Source organism: uncultured Roseobacter sp., from assembly GCF_947493125.1.
GTDB lineage: Bacteria > Pseudomonadota > Alphaproteobacteria > Rhodobacterales > Rhodobacteraceae > Roseobacter.
In genome coordinates this window covers 282,501-299,942 of sequence record NZ_CANLQB010000006.1, presented here as the reverse complement: position 1 = coordinate 299,942, position 17,442 = coordinate 282,501, and the positions used below count along the sequence as shown (strand labels likewise).

General features: G+C 64.4%; 16 protein-coding genes and 1 tRNA gene (1 of these 17 cut by a window edge). 7 read left to right on the top strand and 10 right to left on the bottom strand.

What is annotated here, in order from left to right:
• The first annotated feature begins 13 nt into the window (after positions 1-13).
• Entirely contained in the window at positions 14-1,690 is a 1,677-nt protein-coding gene (locus Q1A71_RS15070) for an iron ABC transporter permease (protein WP_299677830.1), read from the top strand.
• A gap of 239 nt (positions 1,691-1,929) precedes the next feature.
• Here the strand turns inward: Q1A71_RS15070 and yghU are convergent, their stop codons facing one another.
• The 3 genes from yghU to Q1A71_RS15055 all read right to left on the bottom strand — a co-directional run bounded on the left by yghU (position 1,930) and on the right by Q1A71_RS15055 (position 4,940).
• Complete coding sequence (yghU, locus tag Q1A71_RS15065) at positions 1,930-2,799, bottom strand: glutathione-dependent disulfide-bond oxidoreductase (protein ID WP_299677827.1); 870 nt, start codon at positions 2,797-2,799, stop codon at positions 1,930-1,932.
• Between the two features lie 76 nt (positions 2,800-2,875).
• Entirely contained in the window at positions 2,876-3,535 is a 660-nt protein-coding gene (locus tag Q1A71_RS15060; RefSeq protein WP_299677824.1) for a hypothetical protein, read from the bottom strand.
• 4 nt (positions 3,536-3,539) lie between these two features.
• On the bottom strand, positions 3,540-4,940 hold the full coding sequence (locus Q1A71_RS15055) for a selenium-binding protein SBP56-related protein (protein WP_299677821.1): 1,401 nt from the start codon (positions 4,938-4,940) through the stop codon (positions 3,540-3,542).
• Positions 4,941-6,027: 1,087 nt separating this feature from the next.
• Between Q1A71_RS15055 and Q1A71_RS15050 the strand changes: the two genes are divergently transcribed.
• The gene (locus tag Q1A71_RS15050) at positions 6,028-6,300 is read left to right on the top strand and encodes a hypothetical protein (protein WP_299677818.1); all 273 of its coding nucleotides are present in this window, start codon (positions 6,028-6,030) and stop codon (positions 6,298-6,300) included.
• 19 nt (positions 6,301-6,319) lie between these two features.
• Here Q1A71_RS15050 and Q1A71_RS15045 read toward each other — a convergent pair whose 3' ends face one another.
• The 3 genes from Q1A71_RS15045 to Q1A71_RS15035 form a co-directional block, all read right to left on the bottom strand.
• A complete protein-coding gene (locus Q1A71_RS15045; RefSeq protein ID WP_299677815.1) occupies positions 6,320-6,988 on the bottom strand; it encodes a L,D-transpeptidase in 669 nt (222 codons plus the stop codon).
• Positions 6,989-7,194: 206 nt separating this feature from the next.
• On the bottom strand, positions 7,195-7,320 hold the full coding sequence (gene ykgO, locus Q1A71_RS15040) for a type B 50S ribosomal protein L36 (protein WP_005850168.1): 126 nt from the start codon (positions 7,318-7,320) through the stop codon (positions 7,195-7,197).
• A gap of 84 nt (positions 7,321-7,404) precedes the next feature.
• Positions 7,405-7,479 (bottom strand) — tRNA-Val (locus Q1A71_RS15035).
• Between the two features lie 148 nt (positions 7,480-7,627).
• Here Q1A71_RS15035 and Q1A71_RS15030 point away from each other — a divergent pair.
• Entirely contained in the window at positions 7,628-8,488 is an 861-nt protein-coding gene (locus Q1A71_RS15030) for an N-formylglutamate amidohydrolase (protein WP_299677812.1), read from the top strand.
• Between the two features lie 200 nt (positions 8,489-8,688).
• Here the strand turns inward: Q1A71_RS15030 and Q1A71_RS15025 are convergent, their stop codons facing one another.
• Entirely contained in the window at positions 8,689-9,942 is a 1,254-nt protein-coding gene (locus Q1A71_RS15025; RefSeq protein WP_299677809.1) for a DNA polymerase IV, read from the bottom strand.
• A gap of 64 nt (positions 9,943-10,006) precedes the next feature.
• On the opposite strand from Q1A71_RS15025, the gene Q1A71_RS15020 reads away from it, so the two are divergent.
• Positions 10,007-10,450, top strand: coding sequence for an NUDIX hydrolase (locus tag Q1A71_RS15020; protein ID WP_299677806.1), 444 nt, complete (start codon positions 10,007-10,009; stop codon positions 10,448-10,450).
• Positions 10,451-10,639: 189 nt separating this feature from the next.
• On the opposite strand, the gene pyrF is transcribed toward Q1A71_RS15020, so the two are convergent.
• Complete coding sequence (gene pyrF / locus Q1A71_RS15015) at positions 10,640-11,356, bottom strand: orotidine-5'-phosphate decarboxylase (protein ID WP_299677803.1); 717 nt, start codon at positions 11,354-11,356, stop codon at positions 10,640-10,642.
• A 569-nt stretch (positions 11,357-11,925) separates the two neighbouring features.
• Between pyrF and clpB the strand changes: the two genes are divergently transcribed.
• Positions 11,926-14,544 (top strand): ATP-dependent chaperone ClpB, encoded by a 2,619-nt coding sequence (gene clpB / locus Q1A71_RS15010; RefSeq protein WP_299677800.1) that lies wholly within the window; start codon positions 11,926-11,928, stop codon positions 14,542-14,544.
• A 59-nt stretch (positions 14,545-14,603) separates the two neighbouring features.
• On the opposite strand, the gene Q1A71_RS15005 is transcribed toward clpB, so the two are convergent.
• Positions 14,604-15,095: a fasciclin domain-containing protein gene (locus Q1A71_RS15005; RefSeq protein WP_299677797.1), complete on the bottom strand. Its 492-nt coding sequence runs from the start codon at positions 15,093-15,095 to the stop codon at positions 14,604-14,606.
• A 317-nt stretch (positions 15,096-15,412) separates the two neighbouring features.
• On the opposite strand from Q1A71_RS15005, the gene Q1A71_RS15000 reads away from it, so the two are divergent.
• Together Q1A71_RS15000 and msrP are read left to right on the top strand one after the other, a co-directional pair.
• Entirely contained in the window at positions 15,413-16,063 is a 651-nt protein-coding gene (locus Q1A71_RS15000; protein ID WP_299677794.1) for an HAD family hydrolase, read from the top strand.
• A 111-nt stretch (positions 16,064-16,174) separates the two neighbouring features.
• Complete coding sequence (gene msrP, locus Q1A71_RS14995; protein WP_299677791.1) at positions 16,175-17,074, top strand: protein-methionine-sulfoxide reductase catalytic subunit MsrP; 900 nt, start codon at positions 16,175-16,177, stop codon at positions 17,072-17,074.
• Here msrP and Q1A71_RS14990 read toward each other — a convergent pair.
• On the bottom strand, positions 17,068-17,442 hold the 3' portion of the coding sequence (locus tag Q1A71_RS14990; RefSeq protein WP_299677788.1) for a DUF2306 domain-containing protein. The gene runs 24 nt beyond the window's last position; only the last 375 of its 399 coding nucleotides appear in the window; its start codon lies off the right edge, out of view — the gene reads right to left on this strand; its stop codon occupies positions 17,068-17,070. The two genes, msrP and Q1A71_RS14990, sit on opposite strands and share 7 nt — an antisense overlap.

Sequence of the window (17,442 nt, the reverse complement as noted above, 5' to 3'; positions counted from 1 at the left end):
GAAAAAGGGCCTCATGTCTGACGTGCCCTCTCTCTCCTCCCCGGCTCCGCGCCGCCGACGGGCAGAGGGGTTGCGCCTTCTGGCCGGTGCGGCGCTTGTCTTCGCCACACTCTGTGCGCTGCCGATGGTGGCGGTGGCGATTGCAGCACTGAGCGGCGGGACGGAGACGATCAGCCACCTGATGGAGACGGTGCTCTGGCGCTATACCGCCACGACGCTGTGGCTGGTGGTGCTGGTCTCGGCGGGGACCTTTGCGCTGGGCGTGGGCGCGGCCTGGCTGGTCACCATGACGCGGTTTCCCGGCGTACGGCTTTTCGAGATTGCGCTGGTGCTGCCGCTGGCCTTTCCGGCCTATGTGCTGGCCTATGCCTACACCCATGTGCTGGATCATCCGGGCATCGTGCAGACGGTGCTGCGCGATCTGACGGGCTGGGGGCCGCGGGACTACTGGTTCCCGGATGTGCGGTCGACCGGTGGGGCGGCGGCGATGCTGATCCTCGTGCTTTACCCTTACGTTTATCTGCTCGCGCGGGCGGCCTTCCTGCAGCAGAGTGCGACGACGTTTCTGGCGGCCCGCGCCCTGGGGGCGAGTGCCTGGTCGGCGTTTTTCAAGATCAGCCTGCCGCTGGCGCGCCCGGCGATTGCGGGCGGCGTGTTGCTGGCGGTGATGGAGACCATCGCGGATTTCGGCACGGTGGCCTATTTTGGGGTGCAGACCTTTGCGACCGGGATTTACACCAGCTGGTTTTCCCTCGCGGATCGCGCGGGCGCGGCGCAGCTTGCCCTGTGTCTGCTGAGCTTTGCGCTGCTTCTGGCGTTTCTGGAGCGGGCACAGCGGGGCGGGGCCAAGTATCATGATGCGTCGCGACGGCAGCAGCGGATGGAGCCTGCGGATCTGCAGGGGATGCAGGCAGTCTTTGCGGCGGTGCTTTGCGGTATTCCGGTGCTGCTGGGCGCGGTGCTGCCGGTGGTGATCCTCTTCTCCATGGGGCTCGGCTCGGAGCAGAACCTGCTGAGCCCGCGCTATCTGGGGTTCATCCAGAATTCGCTGACGCTGGCCTCGGTGGCGGCGGTCTGTACCGTGGGCGCAGCGATCGTGGTGGGGTTCTTTCAGCGGCTGAGCCCGGGGCGGCTGTCGCATGGGGCCGGCTATGTGGCGCGGTTGGGCTATGCGGTGCCGGGGGGTGTGATCGCCGTGGGTCTGCTGGTGCCCTTTGCGGCCTTTGACAATGCGCTCGATGCGTTCATGCGGGCGCGGTTCGATATCTCGACGGGGCTGCTGATCACCGGGTCGATCTGGTTGTTGGTGGCGGCCTACATGGTGCGGTTTCTGGCGGCCGCACTTGGGGCTTATGAGGGCGGGCAGGCGCTGGTGCCGTCCAACATGGATGCGGCGGCGCGGTCGCTTGGTCAGACACCGACGGGGACGCTGCGGCGGGTGCATCTGCCGATCTTGGCGCCGAGCCTGCTGACCGCGCTGCTCATTGTCTTTGTGGACGTGATGAAGGAACTGCCCGCGACGCTGATCATGCGACCGTTCAACTACGACACGCTGGCGGTCCAGGCCTATCGGCTGGCGAGTGACGAGCGGTTGGAGGGCGCTGCGGTGCCGAGCCTGGTGATCGTGGCGATTGGTCTCATGCCCGTGATCCTGATCTGTCGTCAGGTGGGACGGCACCGCCACAGGTAGGGCGGGCCTTGGGCCGCCGCTACGTGCTGAGGGCAGCGCCCGGCTTGGAGGGCGTCTGTACCTGATGGGCTGCACGCGTCATCACCAGAAGACCTGACGTATTACTGCGTCCGAGGTTGCAAAATCGCCCTCCGGGGGGAGGTGTCGGCATTGTCGCTCGGACCAATGGCGCGACAATGACGACCGAAGCCCGGCCTATCGGCCGGGCGGGACATCTGAGCGGGGCGTGCCGAGGTTGATCAGGCGTCCTCGCCGATCTTGTCTTGGGTCTTGGTGTCAAAATCGCTGGCGTCGTGGCGCTCGTGCAACTGGCCTTCCGGCGGGCCGCTGGTCCGGTTCACCATTACACCGCGTTGCACCGCCTCGCGCGCGCCGATCTGCTTCTCCCAGCGGATGACATTGTGATACTCATGCACTGAGAGAAACTCGCCCGCGTCATAGCTTTCGCCCCGCACGGTGCGCCCGTACCAGGGCCAGGTGACCATATCGGCAATCGTATAGTCCGCGCCCGCAAGGTATTCGTGATCGGCAAGATGCCGGTCGAGCACGTCGAGCTGGCGCTTCGTTTCCATCGCGAAGCGGTTGATCGGGTATTCCTGCTTGAAGGGCGCATAGGCGTAGAAATGGCCGAAGCCGCCGCCAAGATAGGGTGCGGAGCCCTGCAGCCAGAACAGCCAGTTGAGGCATTCCGTGCGCGCCTTCAGCTCGGTGGGCAGGAAGGCGCTGTCGAATTTCTCGGCCAGATACATCAGGATCGAGGCGCTCTCGAAAACGCGCAGGCCCGTGTCGCGGTCAAACATCGCGGGGATCTTGGAGTTCGGGTTGATCTCGACAAAGCCGCTGCCGAATTGATCGCCGTCGCCGATGCGGATGAGCCAGGCGTCGTATTCCGCCCCAGTATGGCCCAAGGCGAGCAGCTCTTCGAGCATGATCGTGACCTTCTGGCCGTTGGGCGTGGCCAGCGAATAGAGCTGCAGCGGGTGCTTGCCCACGGGCAGGTCCTTGTCGTGCGTGGCGCCAGCGATGGGGCGGTTGGTGCTGGCCCAGGTGCCGCCGCTCTCCTCGTCCCATGTCCAGACGTTTGGCGGCTCGTATTCGGTGGTGCTCATGGCGGGCCTTCCCCTTGTTACATCTTACCTCCACCTATCGTGGATGGTCCCCAGAGCAAGGGCAAGGTCTGCGGGATCAATGTGCGGTGAGGAGTGCCAATAGGCCCACGATGATCAGGCTGAGCGCCCAAATCAGATCGAGATCGAACCAGCTCTTCTGCAGGAACTTGAGGCCGAGCCAGTGGTAGACGCCGACCGCAATGGTGCCGCCCGCGAGCACCATCGCCCCGGTGTGGGCGAGTGCGACGGCGAGGGCGGTGGTCGCGTTGTTCCACATCAGGCTGTAAGCGGCGGCGTGGCCGGCGTCGGTTTCAAGTGTGCCGCAGATCCCGAGGTAGATCGGCACCAGCATCAACCCGGCACCATGGGCCATGGCGGCGAGGAAGGACCAGAGTGCGAGTCGTGACGGCGGCACGCGGGCCAGAAAGCGCGGGTGGCGGCGGTTGATGAGAAGGTAGATCCCGAGCGCGATGACCAGCAGGGCGGCCCCTGTCTGGATCTGTACCTGCCACTCGACCAGCACCAGGAGCGCGGAGAAGGGAAAAAGGATAGCGGCCATGGCCAGCAGGTGCCCCGCCGCGAGGGCGGCGAGGGCGCTGTAGAGGTTGCCGGTGTTGCGCGCCATGAGGGCCGCCGACACCGCCAGCGGCCAACCCATGCCCGGGTTGACCCCGTGATAAAGCCCTGAGACCACGACGGCGGACCAGAGGGACGCCGCCGTGTTCATGCTCTCCATTCAGCTAGACGGAAGGATAGCAGAAACTGTCGGTTGAGCAGTCGCCGCCCTCAAGCCTAATCTGGTGGCTGCGGTAGCCCTCGGGGAACTCGACCCAGAAGTTCTCATTGAGGGTCAGCCCGCCGTTTTCACCCACATCGGCGCAGACCATCGCGGCACCCCGGTCACCCGGATAGAACTGATCGTCCCAGGTGGAGTAGAGCGAATTGGTCCAGTAGACGCGCTTGCCGTCGCGGCTGATCTCGACCATTTGCGGGCCGTAACCGAAGGTCTTGCCGTTGGGGTGCGGTGTCTTCTTCACGATGCCGCCAATCTCGACCTTGCCCGCAAGCACGGGGTTCATCGGGTCGGAGACGTCATATTGGTGCATCTCGCCCAGGCCCCAGCAGGCGACGTAAAGGTATTTGTCATCGAGGCTGAGGTCGATGTCGGTGACCAGCGGCGGCACGGCCTCGAAGCCCTTCAGAAGGTCCGGCAGGTCGTCGGCGGAGGCGGGCACCGGGTCGATCGTGATGGTCTTTTTCGCCTCGAATGTGCCATCCTTTTTGCGCCACCACGTGAAGATCGCGCCTTGCAGGTTGGTGGTGTCGACCACGACGCCGCAGAAGCCGTATTCCTTGGCGGGGTCATGGGCGGGGCGGATCTCCAGTGCCATCTGGTGGTTCTCGCCCAGGTCGATGGTCTGGATGTTCTTGCGCGCGCGCAGGTCCCAGAAGTGGATCGAATGGCCGTATTTGTTGCTCAGCAGATCCTCGGGCACGATGCCGTTCTCAAACTGCGGCGGCAGGCCCCATTCGGAACTGACCATGTAGTCGCGCGGCAGATTCCACCAGAAGTCATAGTGCTTGTCCTGCGCGCCCCGGTCCATCTCGTAGCGGCCGAGGATCTCGAAGGTTTCGCAATCCATGATGAAGATGCCGGGAGGGCCGTCGGTGCCATCCTCGCCCCCACCGCCCAGCGTCGAGACATAGATGCCTTCGGGGCCACAATGGATCGTGTGCGGGCGGGAATAGCCCGTTTTCGTCATCAGCTCTTCGGGCTCGATGATCTTGTGGATTTTCGCCTTCAGCGGTTCCTTGACGTCGATCACGTAAATGCGGCTGGAGCGGATGCCGGGGATGATCAGATAGCGCCGTTCGAGGAACGCGTGGCCGGTGAGCGGGCTCAGCGCCGAGGAGCAGGCGTTCCAGCCGAAGTGGTGAAACTCGTCGCCCGTGTTCGGCATGAAGAGGCTGTGCACGATCTGGCCGTAGGTGTCGGACTTCGGGTCCACATCGACCACCGCGAGGCCATCGGGTTGCGCGCCGTCGGGGCTGAGCATCAGCGTGAAGGCGAGTGTCTCCACCGGGGCCTGCATGGCCATTTGCGGTGTCGGATAAAATGTCGGATCTGGTCTAAGATTCATCTGTTTTCCTCCCTGTCGAGCGCATCTGGATGGAAGCGCCCCCCGGGAAAAAGCTGGCACAGAATCAAATGTCAGACAATTGATTTCTCGCAGAGGGTGTAAGCGGAGATGATCCGCTGTGATATAGGAGAGGAAATATTGATGTTTTGGAATGGGTTACGGATCCGGTTCCGGCATGCGACCGGGTCTTGGTGCGATCGGGTCGGGGCGGGATGAGACGGGCTCCCGTCCAGATTCGCGTCTTGCGGTGGTTTGCGTGGCCGCCGGGACATGCGGTGCGAGAGAAGGGGCATCCGGTGCAGGGTGCCTGTGCGTGGGGTTGAGTTGGGGGGCGTTGCGGGGCGGGATCACCGGCTGTGGTGCATCGCGTGGGCGTTCGGGATCAATGGCCCGCGAAGGCATTGAGGAGCAGGCGACCCCTGAGACCGGCCAGGCGCGGCGCTCGGGTTGGGTGGCGCGATGGCTTTGCCATGCAGATCACCGGTGACGGCGGCCTTGTGTTCTGGCGGGGTCTGCGTGGGGTTCTGGTGTTGGGTGACGGGGGCTGCACGCTTCCGCGGTGCGCGGCCGTGTCTAGGGGGCGCCCTGAGAGGAGTTCTGAACAATTTTAGTCAAATTCGCTCTGTCGGAGGCCATTTGGTGCGCGGGGTGGTGCTCGTTTTGGCGCCTCTGGTGCGGAAAGGGCCTGCAGGTGATGGCGCGTTTGTCGCCGTGTTGCGACCGGCTGGCGTGGCATCAGCATGTCAGGCGGCGGCGTCGCGGACCCCATCCTGCCGGGGCAGGACACGCGGGCGTCGGGCGATTGCGCCGAAAGGACGGGGCGGTGGGGCCTACGGGGCTGATGTCCAATGATCCCGGAGGCTGCACAAGGCGGGCGGTCTCCTGCCTTGTGCAGTTGATGGCAGCGCCGGTGCGCGGACCGTCAGGCCATCGGGCGCGGTGATCACTTCGCGCAGGCGGATGCGGCGCAAGACCCGTTGCAAAACAGCCGCCATTAACCTCTTTCACATTCCGAATGCGTAGATTGATCGTTGACAGCCCGCCGGCGCGTGGGACAGCAATCAACAATCTCGTGATGGATGCAAAGATGAAAACTCAGATTATTTGGCCACTTGCACTGACCGCGCTGCTGGGCGCCTGCGCCGAAACGGCGACCACGGGAGCGCCGATCCGCAATCTGCCGGAAGAGGTGGTTGCCATGGCAGCGCCGAACCAGGACCTGAGCTCGGTGCGGATCCTGCCCCAGGATGGGTGCTATTGGTACCGGCATGTGGGGCCGGTGGAGACCACGCTGCTGCCGCTGCGCAATACGGCGGGCAGCCCGATCTGTACCCGGGCTCCGGAGGCAAGCGCCACCTGAGCCCGGATCTCGTCAGACCTCAGCTGCGCGCCGTGACGAAGCGCTCGGCTGGGTAGAGATGCGCGGTCACGCCGGTCGACACGTTGTCATAGAGCCCGTTGATATGGGCCATGACCATGCGCACACAGCCGGAGCTGGCGCGCCCCCCGATCGAGCGGGGATAGGGTGTGCCGTGAATGCGCAGATAGGTGTCGCGGTTGCCCTCGAAGAGGTACAGCGCGCGTGAGCCCAACGGATTGGTCGGCCCGCCCGGTACACCGTCGGCGAATTCCTCGTAGAGATGCGGTTCGCGCTTGATCATCGCGGCGGTCGGCGTCCATTTCGGCCATTTCGCCTTGCGGCGGATGGTGTAGACGCCCGGCTCGTAGAGGTTGCCGCGGGCAATCGCCACGCCGTAGCGCATCGCCGTCCCGTCGTCTTCGACATGGTAGAGATAGCGCGCCACCGCATCCACGTGGATGTCGCCCGGGCGCAGGCTGGCGTTCGCCTCCACACGGGTGGGCAGAAAGCGCGGATGCAGCCCCCAGGGATTCGTTGTCGCCGGGTCGTAGTTTGCGGGTGTTACACGCGCGTCCCAACTGGCCCAGTTGCTGCGGGCGGCATCGGCGGGCGTTGCGATCAGCGACGCGGGAATCGCTGCGGAAAACAGCGCGGTGGTCGTTTGAATGAAATGTCGTCTCGTTAACATGAGTCTCTGGTCCTCGATTACTCTGCACACAACGCATCATAACGCATGATAGTTTCCACCGACTTTACAGCAGAACCGGGGTCGAATCGCTTTGCTCACGCATTTGTCAACGCGCCGGGCGCTGCAACGGGCGGTCTGGTGGCCTGTTCCAAATCAAAAAACCGCCCCGAAAGGAGCGGTTTTCAACGATTTGGCGTGTGCGGTGCTCAGCCTTGGCGGGCTTTGAACCGGCGCTGTGTCTTGTTGATCACGTAGACGCGGCCTTTGCGACGCACAACACGGCAATCGCGGTGCCGATTCTTGAGCGAGCGGAGCGAATTGCGAACCTTCATGGTCCTCTCCTTTTGTCTCGGTCGGCGCGCGGGCCAGCGCCGGGGGTTGCGGGCAGTCCGGGCGGGCCGGACCGGTGAAAGGCGTGGTGGGCGATACTGGGATCGAACCAGTGACCCCTTCGATGTCAACGAAGTGCTCTACCGCTGAGCTAATCACCCAAGATGCCGACCCGAATGCCCCGACCCCAAATAAAATGGGGCGCGAGAGGTCGCGCCGGTAGCGGGTCTTTAAAAGGACTCGAAGATAAGATCAAGGGCTTTCGGTTTTCACTTTTTCTGCGCTATGGTCGGCCCTGAAGGAAGAGGTATGTCACAGTCTGCGTTTGAAGTCAGTTACCCGGAAAAAGCGCAGTCCTGCGTGGTGTTCGCCTCTCCCCATAGCGGACGGGCCTACCCGTGGTCGCTGCTGCGCGCCAGCGTGTTGGACGAGCTGGCGATCCGCTCGTCCGAGGATGCCTTCGTGGACCAGCTCTTTGACTGTGCGCCGCAGTTCGGCGCGCCGTTTCTGAAGGCGGGTGCGCCGCGGGCCTTCGTGGATCTCAACCGCAGCTGCGACGAGCTGGATCCGGCGCTGATCGAAGGGGTGCGGCGGCGCGGGCACAATCCGCGGGTGGCTTCGGGCCTTGGCGTGATCCCCCGTGTGGTCGCGAATGGCCGGGCGATCTACCGCGGCAAGATCAGCCTGCTGGAGGCCAAGCGGCGGCTGGATGAATATTGGCATCCCTATCACGACATGTTGCAGGGGCTGCTGGATCGCGCGGTGCACCATCACGGGCAAGCGGTTCTGATCGACTGTCACTCGATGCCGCATGAGGCGGTGCAAGGCATTGCGCGCACCGGCGCGCGGCGGCCCGAGATCGTGCTGGGAGACCGGTTCGGGGCGGCGGCCGCGGGCGATGTGGTGGACCGGATCGAGGCGGCGTTTGCGGCGGCGGGGTTTGTGGTCACACGCAACGCGCCCTTTGCCGGGGCCTATGTGGCGCAGGCCTACGGGCGTCCGACGCGGGGCCAGCACGCGGTGCAGGTCGAGATCGACCGGGCGATCTATATGGACGAGGCCCTGATCCGCCCCTCGGCGCAGTTCGAGGATGTGCAGCGGACCTTGAAAGGCGTGATCGCGGAGATCGCGCAGATCGGCCAGGAGCGGATGCCGCTCGCAGCGGAGTAGCGGGTCTTTTCCTCTCGGCGGTGCAGGCCTGTTGAAGGGTGCGCCGCGAACCATCAACCCGGCGCAACGCCCAGATAATCCGCGGCAACCCTCTCCGCTGGCCCGCCCGGCGGAGATCGCCGGGCAGCGCCCGAGCCCCTTCGATGGGGGCGAGGGCGCTTGGCCTCCTGAGGCAAACGCTTGGAACGAGATACGCCGCGCTAGCGCAGCGCGCGGCCCTTGAGAATGGCGTCCGGGCCGAAGCGGGCGCGGATTTCATCCGTCGCCCGTTCGGCCTTGCCGCGTTGTGCGGCCTGTGGGTCGAGCAGATCGCCGGAGCGGTCCGCGGCCTCGGCACTGATCAGATCCGACAACCCGCAACCGAGCAACCGGTAAGGGCCCTCATTGCCCACCTGGTCGAACAGGCCGCGCGCGGTGCGATAGATCGTATCGGCCATCTGGGTCGCATCGCGCAGGCTGGTCCGGCGGGACAGCAATGAGTGGTTGGCGCGTTTCAGCTTCAGGGTCACCACGCGGCCCGCGAGGTCCTTCGCCTTGGCGCGGTCCGCGACCTTTTCGGCCATGCGCCAGAGGTGACCGTCGAGCAGGTCCGGATCTGCGGTGTCTTCGTGAAAGGTGGTCTCGTTGGAGATGGATTTCATCGGTGCGTGGGCGGAGACGCGGCGCCGATCCTGACCGCGGGCGAGGTGCCAGAGCCGGTCGCCCATGGCGCCGAAGCGGGCGATGAGGTCAGTCCGATCCCAGCGCAGGAGGTCGGCGAAGGTTCGGATGCCGGCCCGGTCCAGCGCGGCCTGCGACGAGGCGCCCACACCCCAGATCAGGCGCACGGGCTTGTCGTGCAGAAACGCTCCCGTCTCGGCTTTGCCGATCACGGAAAACCCGTGCGGCTTGTCGAGATCGGAGGCGACCTTGGCCAGAAACTTGTTGTGGCTGAGCCCGATGGAGCCGGTAAGGCCCAGCTCCTCCCGCATGCGCTTGACCAGCCGCGCCAGCATGGTGGCGGGCGGGTGGCCGTGCAGCCGCTGCGTCCCTGACAGATCCATGAACGCCTCGTCGAGCGAGAGCGGTTCGATGTCAGGCGTCAGCTCCTCCATGATGGCGCGGATCGCGCAGGAGGCCTCCACATAGGCCTGCATGCGCGGCTTGATGATCACCGCCTCGGGGCAGAGTTTCAGCGCCTGGAACATGGGCATGGCCGAGCGTACACCGCGGATGCGCGCCACATAGCAGGCGGTGGAGACCACGCCGCGCCGCCCGCCGCCGATGATCACCGGCTTGCCTTCGAGGCTGGGATCGTCGCGTTTCTCCACCGAGGCGTAGAAGGCGTCGCAGTCCATATGCGCGATGGAGAGTGAGAAAAGCTCGTCATGCGCCACCACACGCGGGCTGGCGCAGGCAGGACAACGCCGACCGCTCTCGAATTCTGTCAGGCAATCGCGGCAAAGGGCGGGCATTCTCGCAGGCTTCTGCTATCGCTGTGGCATGTCCCGATCTTATGCCACCAGTCCGGAAATGAACATGCCCTTCCACGGGGCGAAGCTGGCGCTTCTGACCGCGCGCCACGTGGTCACCCTGTTGCGGGACGACGACCCGGGAATCGACCATGCGGGGTTCTGGGACCTGCCAGGCGGCGGCCGGGAAGGGGATGAGGGGCCGCTTGCCTGCATTCTGCGGGAGACCCGCGAGGAGCTGGGCCTGCGGCTGCCGCCCGAGCGCGTGCTTTGGGGGCGCCGGTTCGAGCGGGACGGCCTGGGGTTCTGGTTCTTCGCGGCTCCGGTCGAGGAGGCTTTGCTCCGCGAGATCGGTTTTGGTGACGAGGGTCAGGGCTGGGCGGCCATGACCCCTGCGCTTTTTCTGCGCCATCCGAAGGTGATTGCACGGTTCCGCGACAGGCTGCGGCTGTGCCTTGATGAGTTGTCTTTGATGGAAAAACCCCCCGCTGATCTGAGCGGGGGGAGGTAACGAACCTCAGGAAGACGCGGTTCGTTGGGGAGTATCACCTAACGTAAACTTACCACCTAAAGGCGAACCCTCCTAACCGCGAATGGTCGGATTGACCCACATCCTGTGGTCTGTTGTGCGATAGCCACAGTCTCTTGAGCGGCTTTCAGCCGCCCCGTCCTGTGGGTAAATCGGAATTATGATCTGAGATCAGTGGTTTGGCTGGTGTGCTTGCGGGCTGTTCAGCTCGGCCAGAATCGCTTGCGCCGCTGCCTTCGGATTGGGCGATTGCCACACGGGACGCCCCACGACGATATGATCAGCGCCATCGGCGATGGCATTTGCGGGGGTGGCGACTCGCTTCTGGTCGCCCAGATCGGCGCCTGCGGGGCGCACGCCGGGGGTCACGATCAGGCGGTTGTCCGCCTCGGGCAGGGCCCGGATCAGAGCCGCCTCCTGCGGCGAGGCGATCACCCCATCGGCCCCGGCCTCGAAGGCGCGCACGGCGCGGGTTGTCACCAGTTCCGGCAGATCACCTGCGCGGATCTGGCAGGCGTCGAGGTCGTCCCGGTCGAGCGAGGTGAGGATCGTGACGGCGAGGATTTTCATCTCCGATCCCGCGGCCCCTTCCTTGGCGGCGGCGACCACATGCGGGTCGCCATGCACGGTGAGAAAGTCGAGGTCGAACTGCGCCAGCCCGCGCACCGCCGCCTCGATGGTGGCGCCGATGTCGAAGAGCTTCATGTCGAGGAAGATGCGTTTGCCCTGCTCCTGCTTGAGCTCATTGGCCAGCGCCAGCCCGCCCCCCGTGAGCATGCCCAGGCCGATCTTATAGAAGCTCACCGCGTCACCGAGCCGGGTGGCCAGCTCGGCGCCCGCCAGCGCGTTCGGCACATCCAGCGCCACGATCAACCTGTCATCTCTCATCTGCCACTCCTGTTCTGGCTGCGTCTGATTAGGCGCTCTGGCGGCGGCTGTCCATCGGCGGGGGGCGCAAAAAAAGACCCGGAGAATGCCGTCCAGCGGCCTCCGGGTGAGGGTGTGACATACGACCCGGACCGCCGTGGCTGCCTGGCCGCATCTGGGGTGGCGTGACGGGCCGGCAGCTTCTTTCACGGTCTGGGCCGGTCCCCGCGCCTGACAAGTGGTTGTGTGAGGCCAGGCGAGAGGACAGGAATTGGCGTAACATGCCAACTGGTTACATATGGACAAAGCTGGCAGAATACGGGGCGAACCGATCCTGTGCCCTTGTCTGGAGTGGAGATAAGCGCTGTGGGCTTTTGGTTAACGGGGAAAGCTTTTGGCGGTTTCCCATGGGTGCTTTTCTTGATTCACATCAGGGCAACATCCGTGCTTTACACCTATGGTTGATTTTGGGGCGTCGTCGGGCTTGAAGCAGGCCGGATGGCCTCCCAGATAACCCATAAGGTTCCGCCGCTGACGTGCCGCCAAGCCGGGCGCAGCACAGGGGACGCTTAACACAAAGGAGAAGACCCATGGACTTGAGCAAGTTCACGGAGCGGTCGCGCGGGTTCATTCAGGCCGCACAGACCATTGCCACACGGGACAGCCACCAGCGGTTGGCGCCCGAACATATCCTCAAAGCGCTGATGGATGACGATCAGGGGCTGGCGAGCAACCTGATTTCTGCCGCGGGCGGGCAGCCTGCGCGCGTGGTGGAAAGCGTTGAGACGGCGCTGTCGAAGATGCCGAAGGTCAGCGGCGACGCCGCGCAGATCTACCTCGACAACGCGACGCAGAAGGTGCTGGCCGAGGCGGAGACGCTGGCCAAGAAGGCGGGCGACAGCTTTGTGCCGGTCGAGCGCATTCTGATTGCGCTGTGCATGGTGAAATCGGCCGCCAAGGAGGCGCTGGATACCGGTGGTGTCACCGCGCAGGGGCTGAATGGTGCGATCAATGACATTCGCAAGGGCCGCACGGCGGACAGTGCGAATGCCGAGGAGGGCTATGACGCCCTGAAGAAATACGCGATGGACCTGACTGAGCGGGCCGAGGCGGGCAAGATCGACCCGATCATCGGGCGTGACGAGGAAATTCGCCGCGCGATGCAGGTGCTGAGCCGTCGGACCAAGAACAACCCGGTGCTGATCGGCGAACCGGGGGTCGGTAAGACGGCGATTGCCGAAGGTTTGGCCTTGCGCATTGTGAATGGCGACGTGCCCGAGAGCCTGAAGAACAAGAAGCTGCTGGCGCTGGATATGGGCGCGCTGATCGCCGGTGCGAAGTATCGCGGTGAGTTCGAGGAGCGGCTGAAGGCGGTGCTGACCGAAGTGACCGAAGCTGCGGGTGAGATCGTCCTGTTTATTGACGAGATGCACACGCTGGTGGGCGCGGGCAAGGCGGATGGCGCGATGGATGCCGCCAACCTGATCAAACCCGCCCTGGCGCGGGGCGAGTTGCATTGTGTGGGGGCGACCACGCTCGATGAATACCGCAAGTATGTGGAAAAAGACGCGGCGTTGGCGCGGCGGTTCCAGCCGGTGATGGTGCAGGAGCCGACGGTGGAAGACACCGTCTCGATCCTGCGCGGCATCAAGGAGAAGTACGAGCTGCACCATGGGGTGCGGATATCGGACTCGGCGCTGGTGGCAGCGGCGACGTTGAGCCATCGCTACATCACGGACCGCTTTTTGCCGGATAAGGCCATTGATCTTGTGGACGAGGCGGCGAGCCGCTTGCGCATGGAAGTGGACAGCAAGCCCGAGGAGCTCGATGCACTCGACCGCCAGATCCTGCAGATGCAGATCGAGGCCGAGGCGCTGCGTCTGGAAGACGATGCGGCGAGCAAGGACCGGCTGGAGACGTTGGAGAAGGATCTCGCCGAGTTGCAGGAGCGCAGTGATGAGCTGACCGCGCAATGGCAGGCCGAGCGGGACAAACTCTCCAGCGCACGCGACATCAAGGAGCAGCTTGATCGGGCGCGGGCCGATCTGGAGATCGCCAAGCGCGAAGGCAATCTGGCGAAGGCCGGGGAGCTGTCGTATGGCGTGATCCCGCAGCTGGAGAAACAGCTGGAGGCCGCCGAAGGCCGCGATGACGGGGACGTGCTGGTCGAAGAGGCCGTGCGCCCGGATCAGATCGCCAGTGTCGTCGAGCGGTGGACGGGCATTCCGGCGGGCAAGATGCTGGAGGGTGAGCGCGACAAGCTTCTGCGCATGGAAGACCAGCTGCACGCACGGGTCATCGGCCAGAACGCCGCTGTGGGGGCTGTGGCCAATGCGGTGCGCCGCGCGCGGGCCGGTCTGAATGACGAGAACCGCCCGCTGGGCTCGTTCCTCTTTCTGGGGCCGACCGGCGTTGGCAAGACGGAGCTGACCAAGGCGGTGGCCGAATTTCTCTTTGACGATGACAATGCGATGGTGCGCATCGACATGTCGGAGTTCATGGAGAAACACGCGGTTGCACGGCTGATCGGCGCGCCTCCCGGCTATGTGGGCTATGATGAGGGCGGTGTGCTGACCGAAGCGGTGCGGCGCAGGCCCTATCAGGTGGTGCTGTTCGACGAGGTCGAAAAGGCGCACCCGGATGTGTTCAACGTTCTGCTGCAGGTGCTGGATGACGGTGTGCTGACCGACGGGCAGGGCCGCACGGTGGACTTCAAGCAGACGCTGATCGTGCTGACCTCGAACCTCGGGTCACAGGCGCTGAGCCAGCTGCCGGAGGGGGCGGATTCCTCCCAGGCGCGGCGGGATGTGATGGACGCGGTGCGGGCGCATTTCCGGCCCGAGTTCCTGAACCGTCTAGACGAGACCATCATCTTCGACCGGCTGAACCGCGAGAATATGGACGGGATCGTCGAGATCCAGATGGCGCGCCTGCTGAAGCGGCTGGCCGGGCGGAAGATCATGCTTGATCTGGATGATGGTGCACGCAAGTGGCTGGCCGATGAAGGCTATGACCCGGTGTTCGGCGCCCGGCCCCTGAAGCGGGTGATCCAGCGGGCGCTGCAGGATCCGCTGGCCGAGATGCTGCTCGCCGGGGATGTGAAGGACGGCGACAGCGTGACGGTGACGGCAGGCACCGAGGGGCTGATTATCGGGGACCGCGTGGCGGCGTCGAACCGGCCCAAGCCGGATGATGCTGTCGTTCACTAACGGCATCCGCATATGACAAAAGGGCCCGGCGGAGTGATCCGCCGGGCCTTTCATTTGGGTCAGCTGCTCTCTTCGGGCAGGATCACCGTGTCGACCACGTGGATCACGCCGTTGGAGGCTTCCACATCCGCGGAGGTGACGGAGGCCTCGTTGATCTTCACACCGTCCGACAGATCGACGGTCAGGTCACCGCCCTGTACGGTCGTGGCGCTCATCCCGTCGCTGAGGTCGGTGGACATCACCTTGCCCGGTACCACGTGATAGGTGAGGATCGCAATCAGCTGGTCCTTGTTTTCCGGCTGCAGCAGCGACTCGACGGTGCCCTCGGGCAAAGCGGCAAAGGCCTCGTCGGTGGGTGCAAAGACGGTGAAGGGGCCTTCGCCTTTCAGCGTATCGACCAGATCGGCGGCCTCCACCGCAGCGACAAGCGTGCTGAAGCTGCCGGCATTGGCGGCGGTGTCGACGATGTCCTTGGAGGCGCTGCCCGCGAAGGCGGATGTGCCCAGCAGGGCTGCGCCGGCGGTCAGGCTCAGAAAGTTGCGACGAAACATAGATGTCTCCTTTGGTTGAAGGTGAATGCCGGTGTGGCATCTGAAGAGGGAACGCCTGGCGTGGCCAATTGGATCACGGGGGATTCCCGCCGATGTGGTTTGACCGAAAACCGGCGCGCACTAAGCCGCGCCGCGATCCGGTTTCCAATAACAATATTGTCAGGCGAGACGTCGATCCGGGCGCCACGGGATGTCGGATATCGCAACAGACCAAACCGGGCGCCGTCACCTCGGGCCTTGGGCCGAGGCTTGTGGCGCATTGACCTCTGCCCTGAAATCACGACAGAAAGGCCCGGCATCACAACCCGGCCTTTTTCATGACGCTCCCTCCTGATCTGGTGATTTTCGACTGTGACGGCGTGCTGGTGGACAGCGAGCCGCTGACCAATGTCGTGATCCGTGACAACCTCGCCCGCCACGGGCTGGAGCTGTCCCTCGAGGAGATCCTCGAGACCTTCGTGGGCGGCACCATGGCTGGCGTGATGCAGGAGGCGCGCGCCATGAGCGCCCAGCTCCCCGACGATTGGGTGGATTGCATCTATGAAGAGATGTTCGCGGTACTGGCACAAGAGGTCGAGATCATTCCCGGGATCGTGGAGGTGCTCGAGGCTTTGGATCAGGCCTCCATTCCTTATGCGGTGGGCTCGAACGGGCCGCACCGCAAGATGGAGATCACGCTTGGACGCACGGGTCTGATCGAGCGGCTGCGGGGACGGATCTATTCCCGCGAGGACGTCCCCAAGCCCAAGCCCGCGCCCGACCTCTACCTGCATGCTGCCGCACGGGCGGGGGTGTCACCAGACCGCGCGGTGGTCATCGAAGACAGCCCGACCGGGGCCCGCGCGGCGCAGGCGGCGGGGATCCCCTGTTTCGGCTATGTGGCTGAGACGGACCCGGCGCGGATGACCCCGCTCTGTGACGCGGTGTTTGATCGGATGCAGGTGCTGCCCGGGCTGCTCGGCCTCTGAGGCGGTCTGACAAAGATTACAGGCGCCTGTCACATTCGTGACCTGAAATGGTTTGGCGCATGGGCCGGAACCCCCTACATCACGGGTGATCACGAAGCTCAGGAGGGTCCCATGGCCTATCGGTGGACCAACACATTGACACGCGCAGATGCCACGCCCGAGGCGCTGTTTCTCAACCGGCGCCAGCTGATGGCCGGGGCGGCCGCTGGCATTGCGCTTGCGGGTACAGGCGCGCGGTCCGAGGAGGCGCTGGAGCCCAACTCCTGGGAGGACATCACACAGTACAACAACTTCTATGAGTTCGGCACCGGCAAGAGCGACCCGGCGAGTTATGCCTCGGCGCTGACCACCGAGCCTTGGAGCATTGAGATCGACGGGCTGGTGGAGCGCCCGGGCACATACGACTTCAAAGACATCATGGCCGAGATGAACGTGGAGGAGCGGATTTACCGCTTCCGCTGTGTCGAGGCCTGGTCGATGGTGATCCCGTGGAACGGGTTCGAACTGGCCGACCTGCTGGCCATGGCGGGTGTGCAGGCGCAGGCGAAATACGTCCGGTTCGAAACGCTCTATCGCCCCGAGGAGATGCGCGGGCAATCGAGCCGCTTTATCGACTGGCCCTATGTGGAGGGGCTGCGGCTCGATGAGGCGCTGCATCCGCTGACGATCATGGCCACGGGCATCTACGGGCGCACGATCCCGAACCAGAACGGCGCGCCGATCCGGCTGGTGGTGCCGTGGAAGTATGGGTTCAAGTCGATCAAGTCGATTGTGAAGATCACGCTGACCGAAGAGGAGCCCGTGAACACCTGGCAACAGCTGCAGCCGAGCGAATACGGATTTTATGCCAATGTGAACCCTGAGGTGGATCATCCGCGCTGGTCCCAGGCGACCGAGCGCAAAATCGGCGGCGGGCTCTTCTCGCCGCGTATCCCGACGCTGATGTTCAACGGCTACGAAGAGGAGGTGGCCAGTCTGTACGAGGGCATGGACCTCACGCGCTTCTACTGACCGAAGACCACCTGATGCATCACGCGCCCCGGCAACAGGGTGAAGGCCCCCGCTCCGACAAGCGCGATCCAGAATATTTGACGCATTGTTTTCCTATGTGCCGTAATGTTGCCGCGTCGGGCGTCGCGGAGGCCCGAGGCCACGCCGAACAGGGTGTAGACCGACAAGAGATGAATGGCGCTGAAGGGACCGACATGGCGGATATCATGGATCCAGAAGCTCGACAGGGCGACCAGCACCATCAGGCCGACCCAGATGTAGCCGCAGATCCGGTGCGTGTCGCTGCCCTTGGGCAGCAGCAATTGCACCGTGCCGAGCGTCAGCGCGGTGAGCGCGCCGAGCGCGTGGAGGATGATTACCAGGTTCGA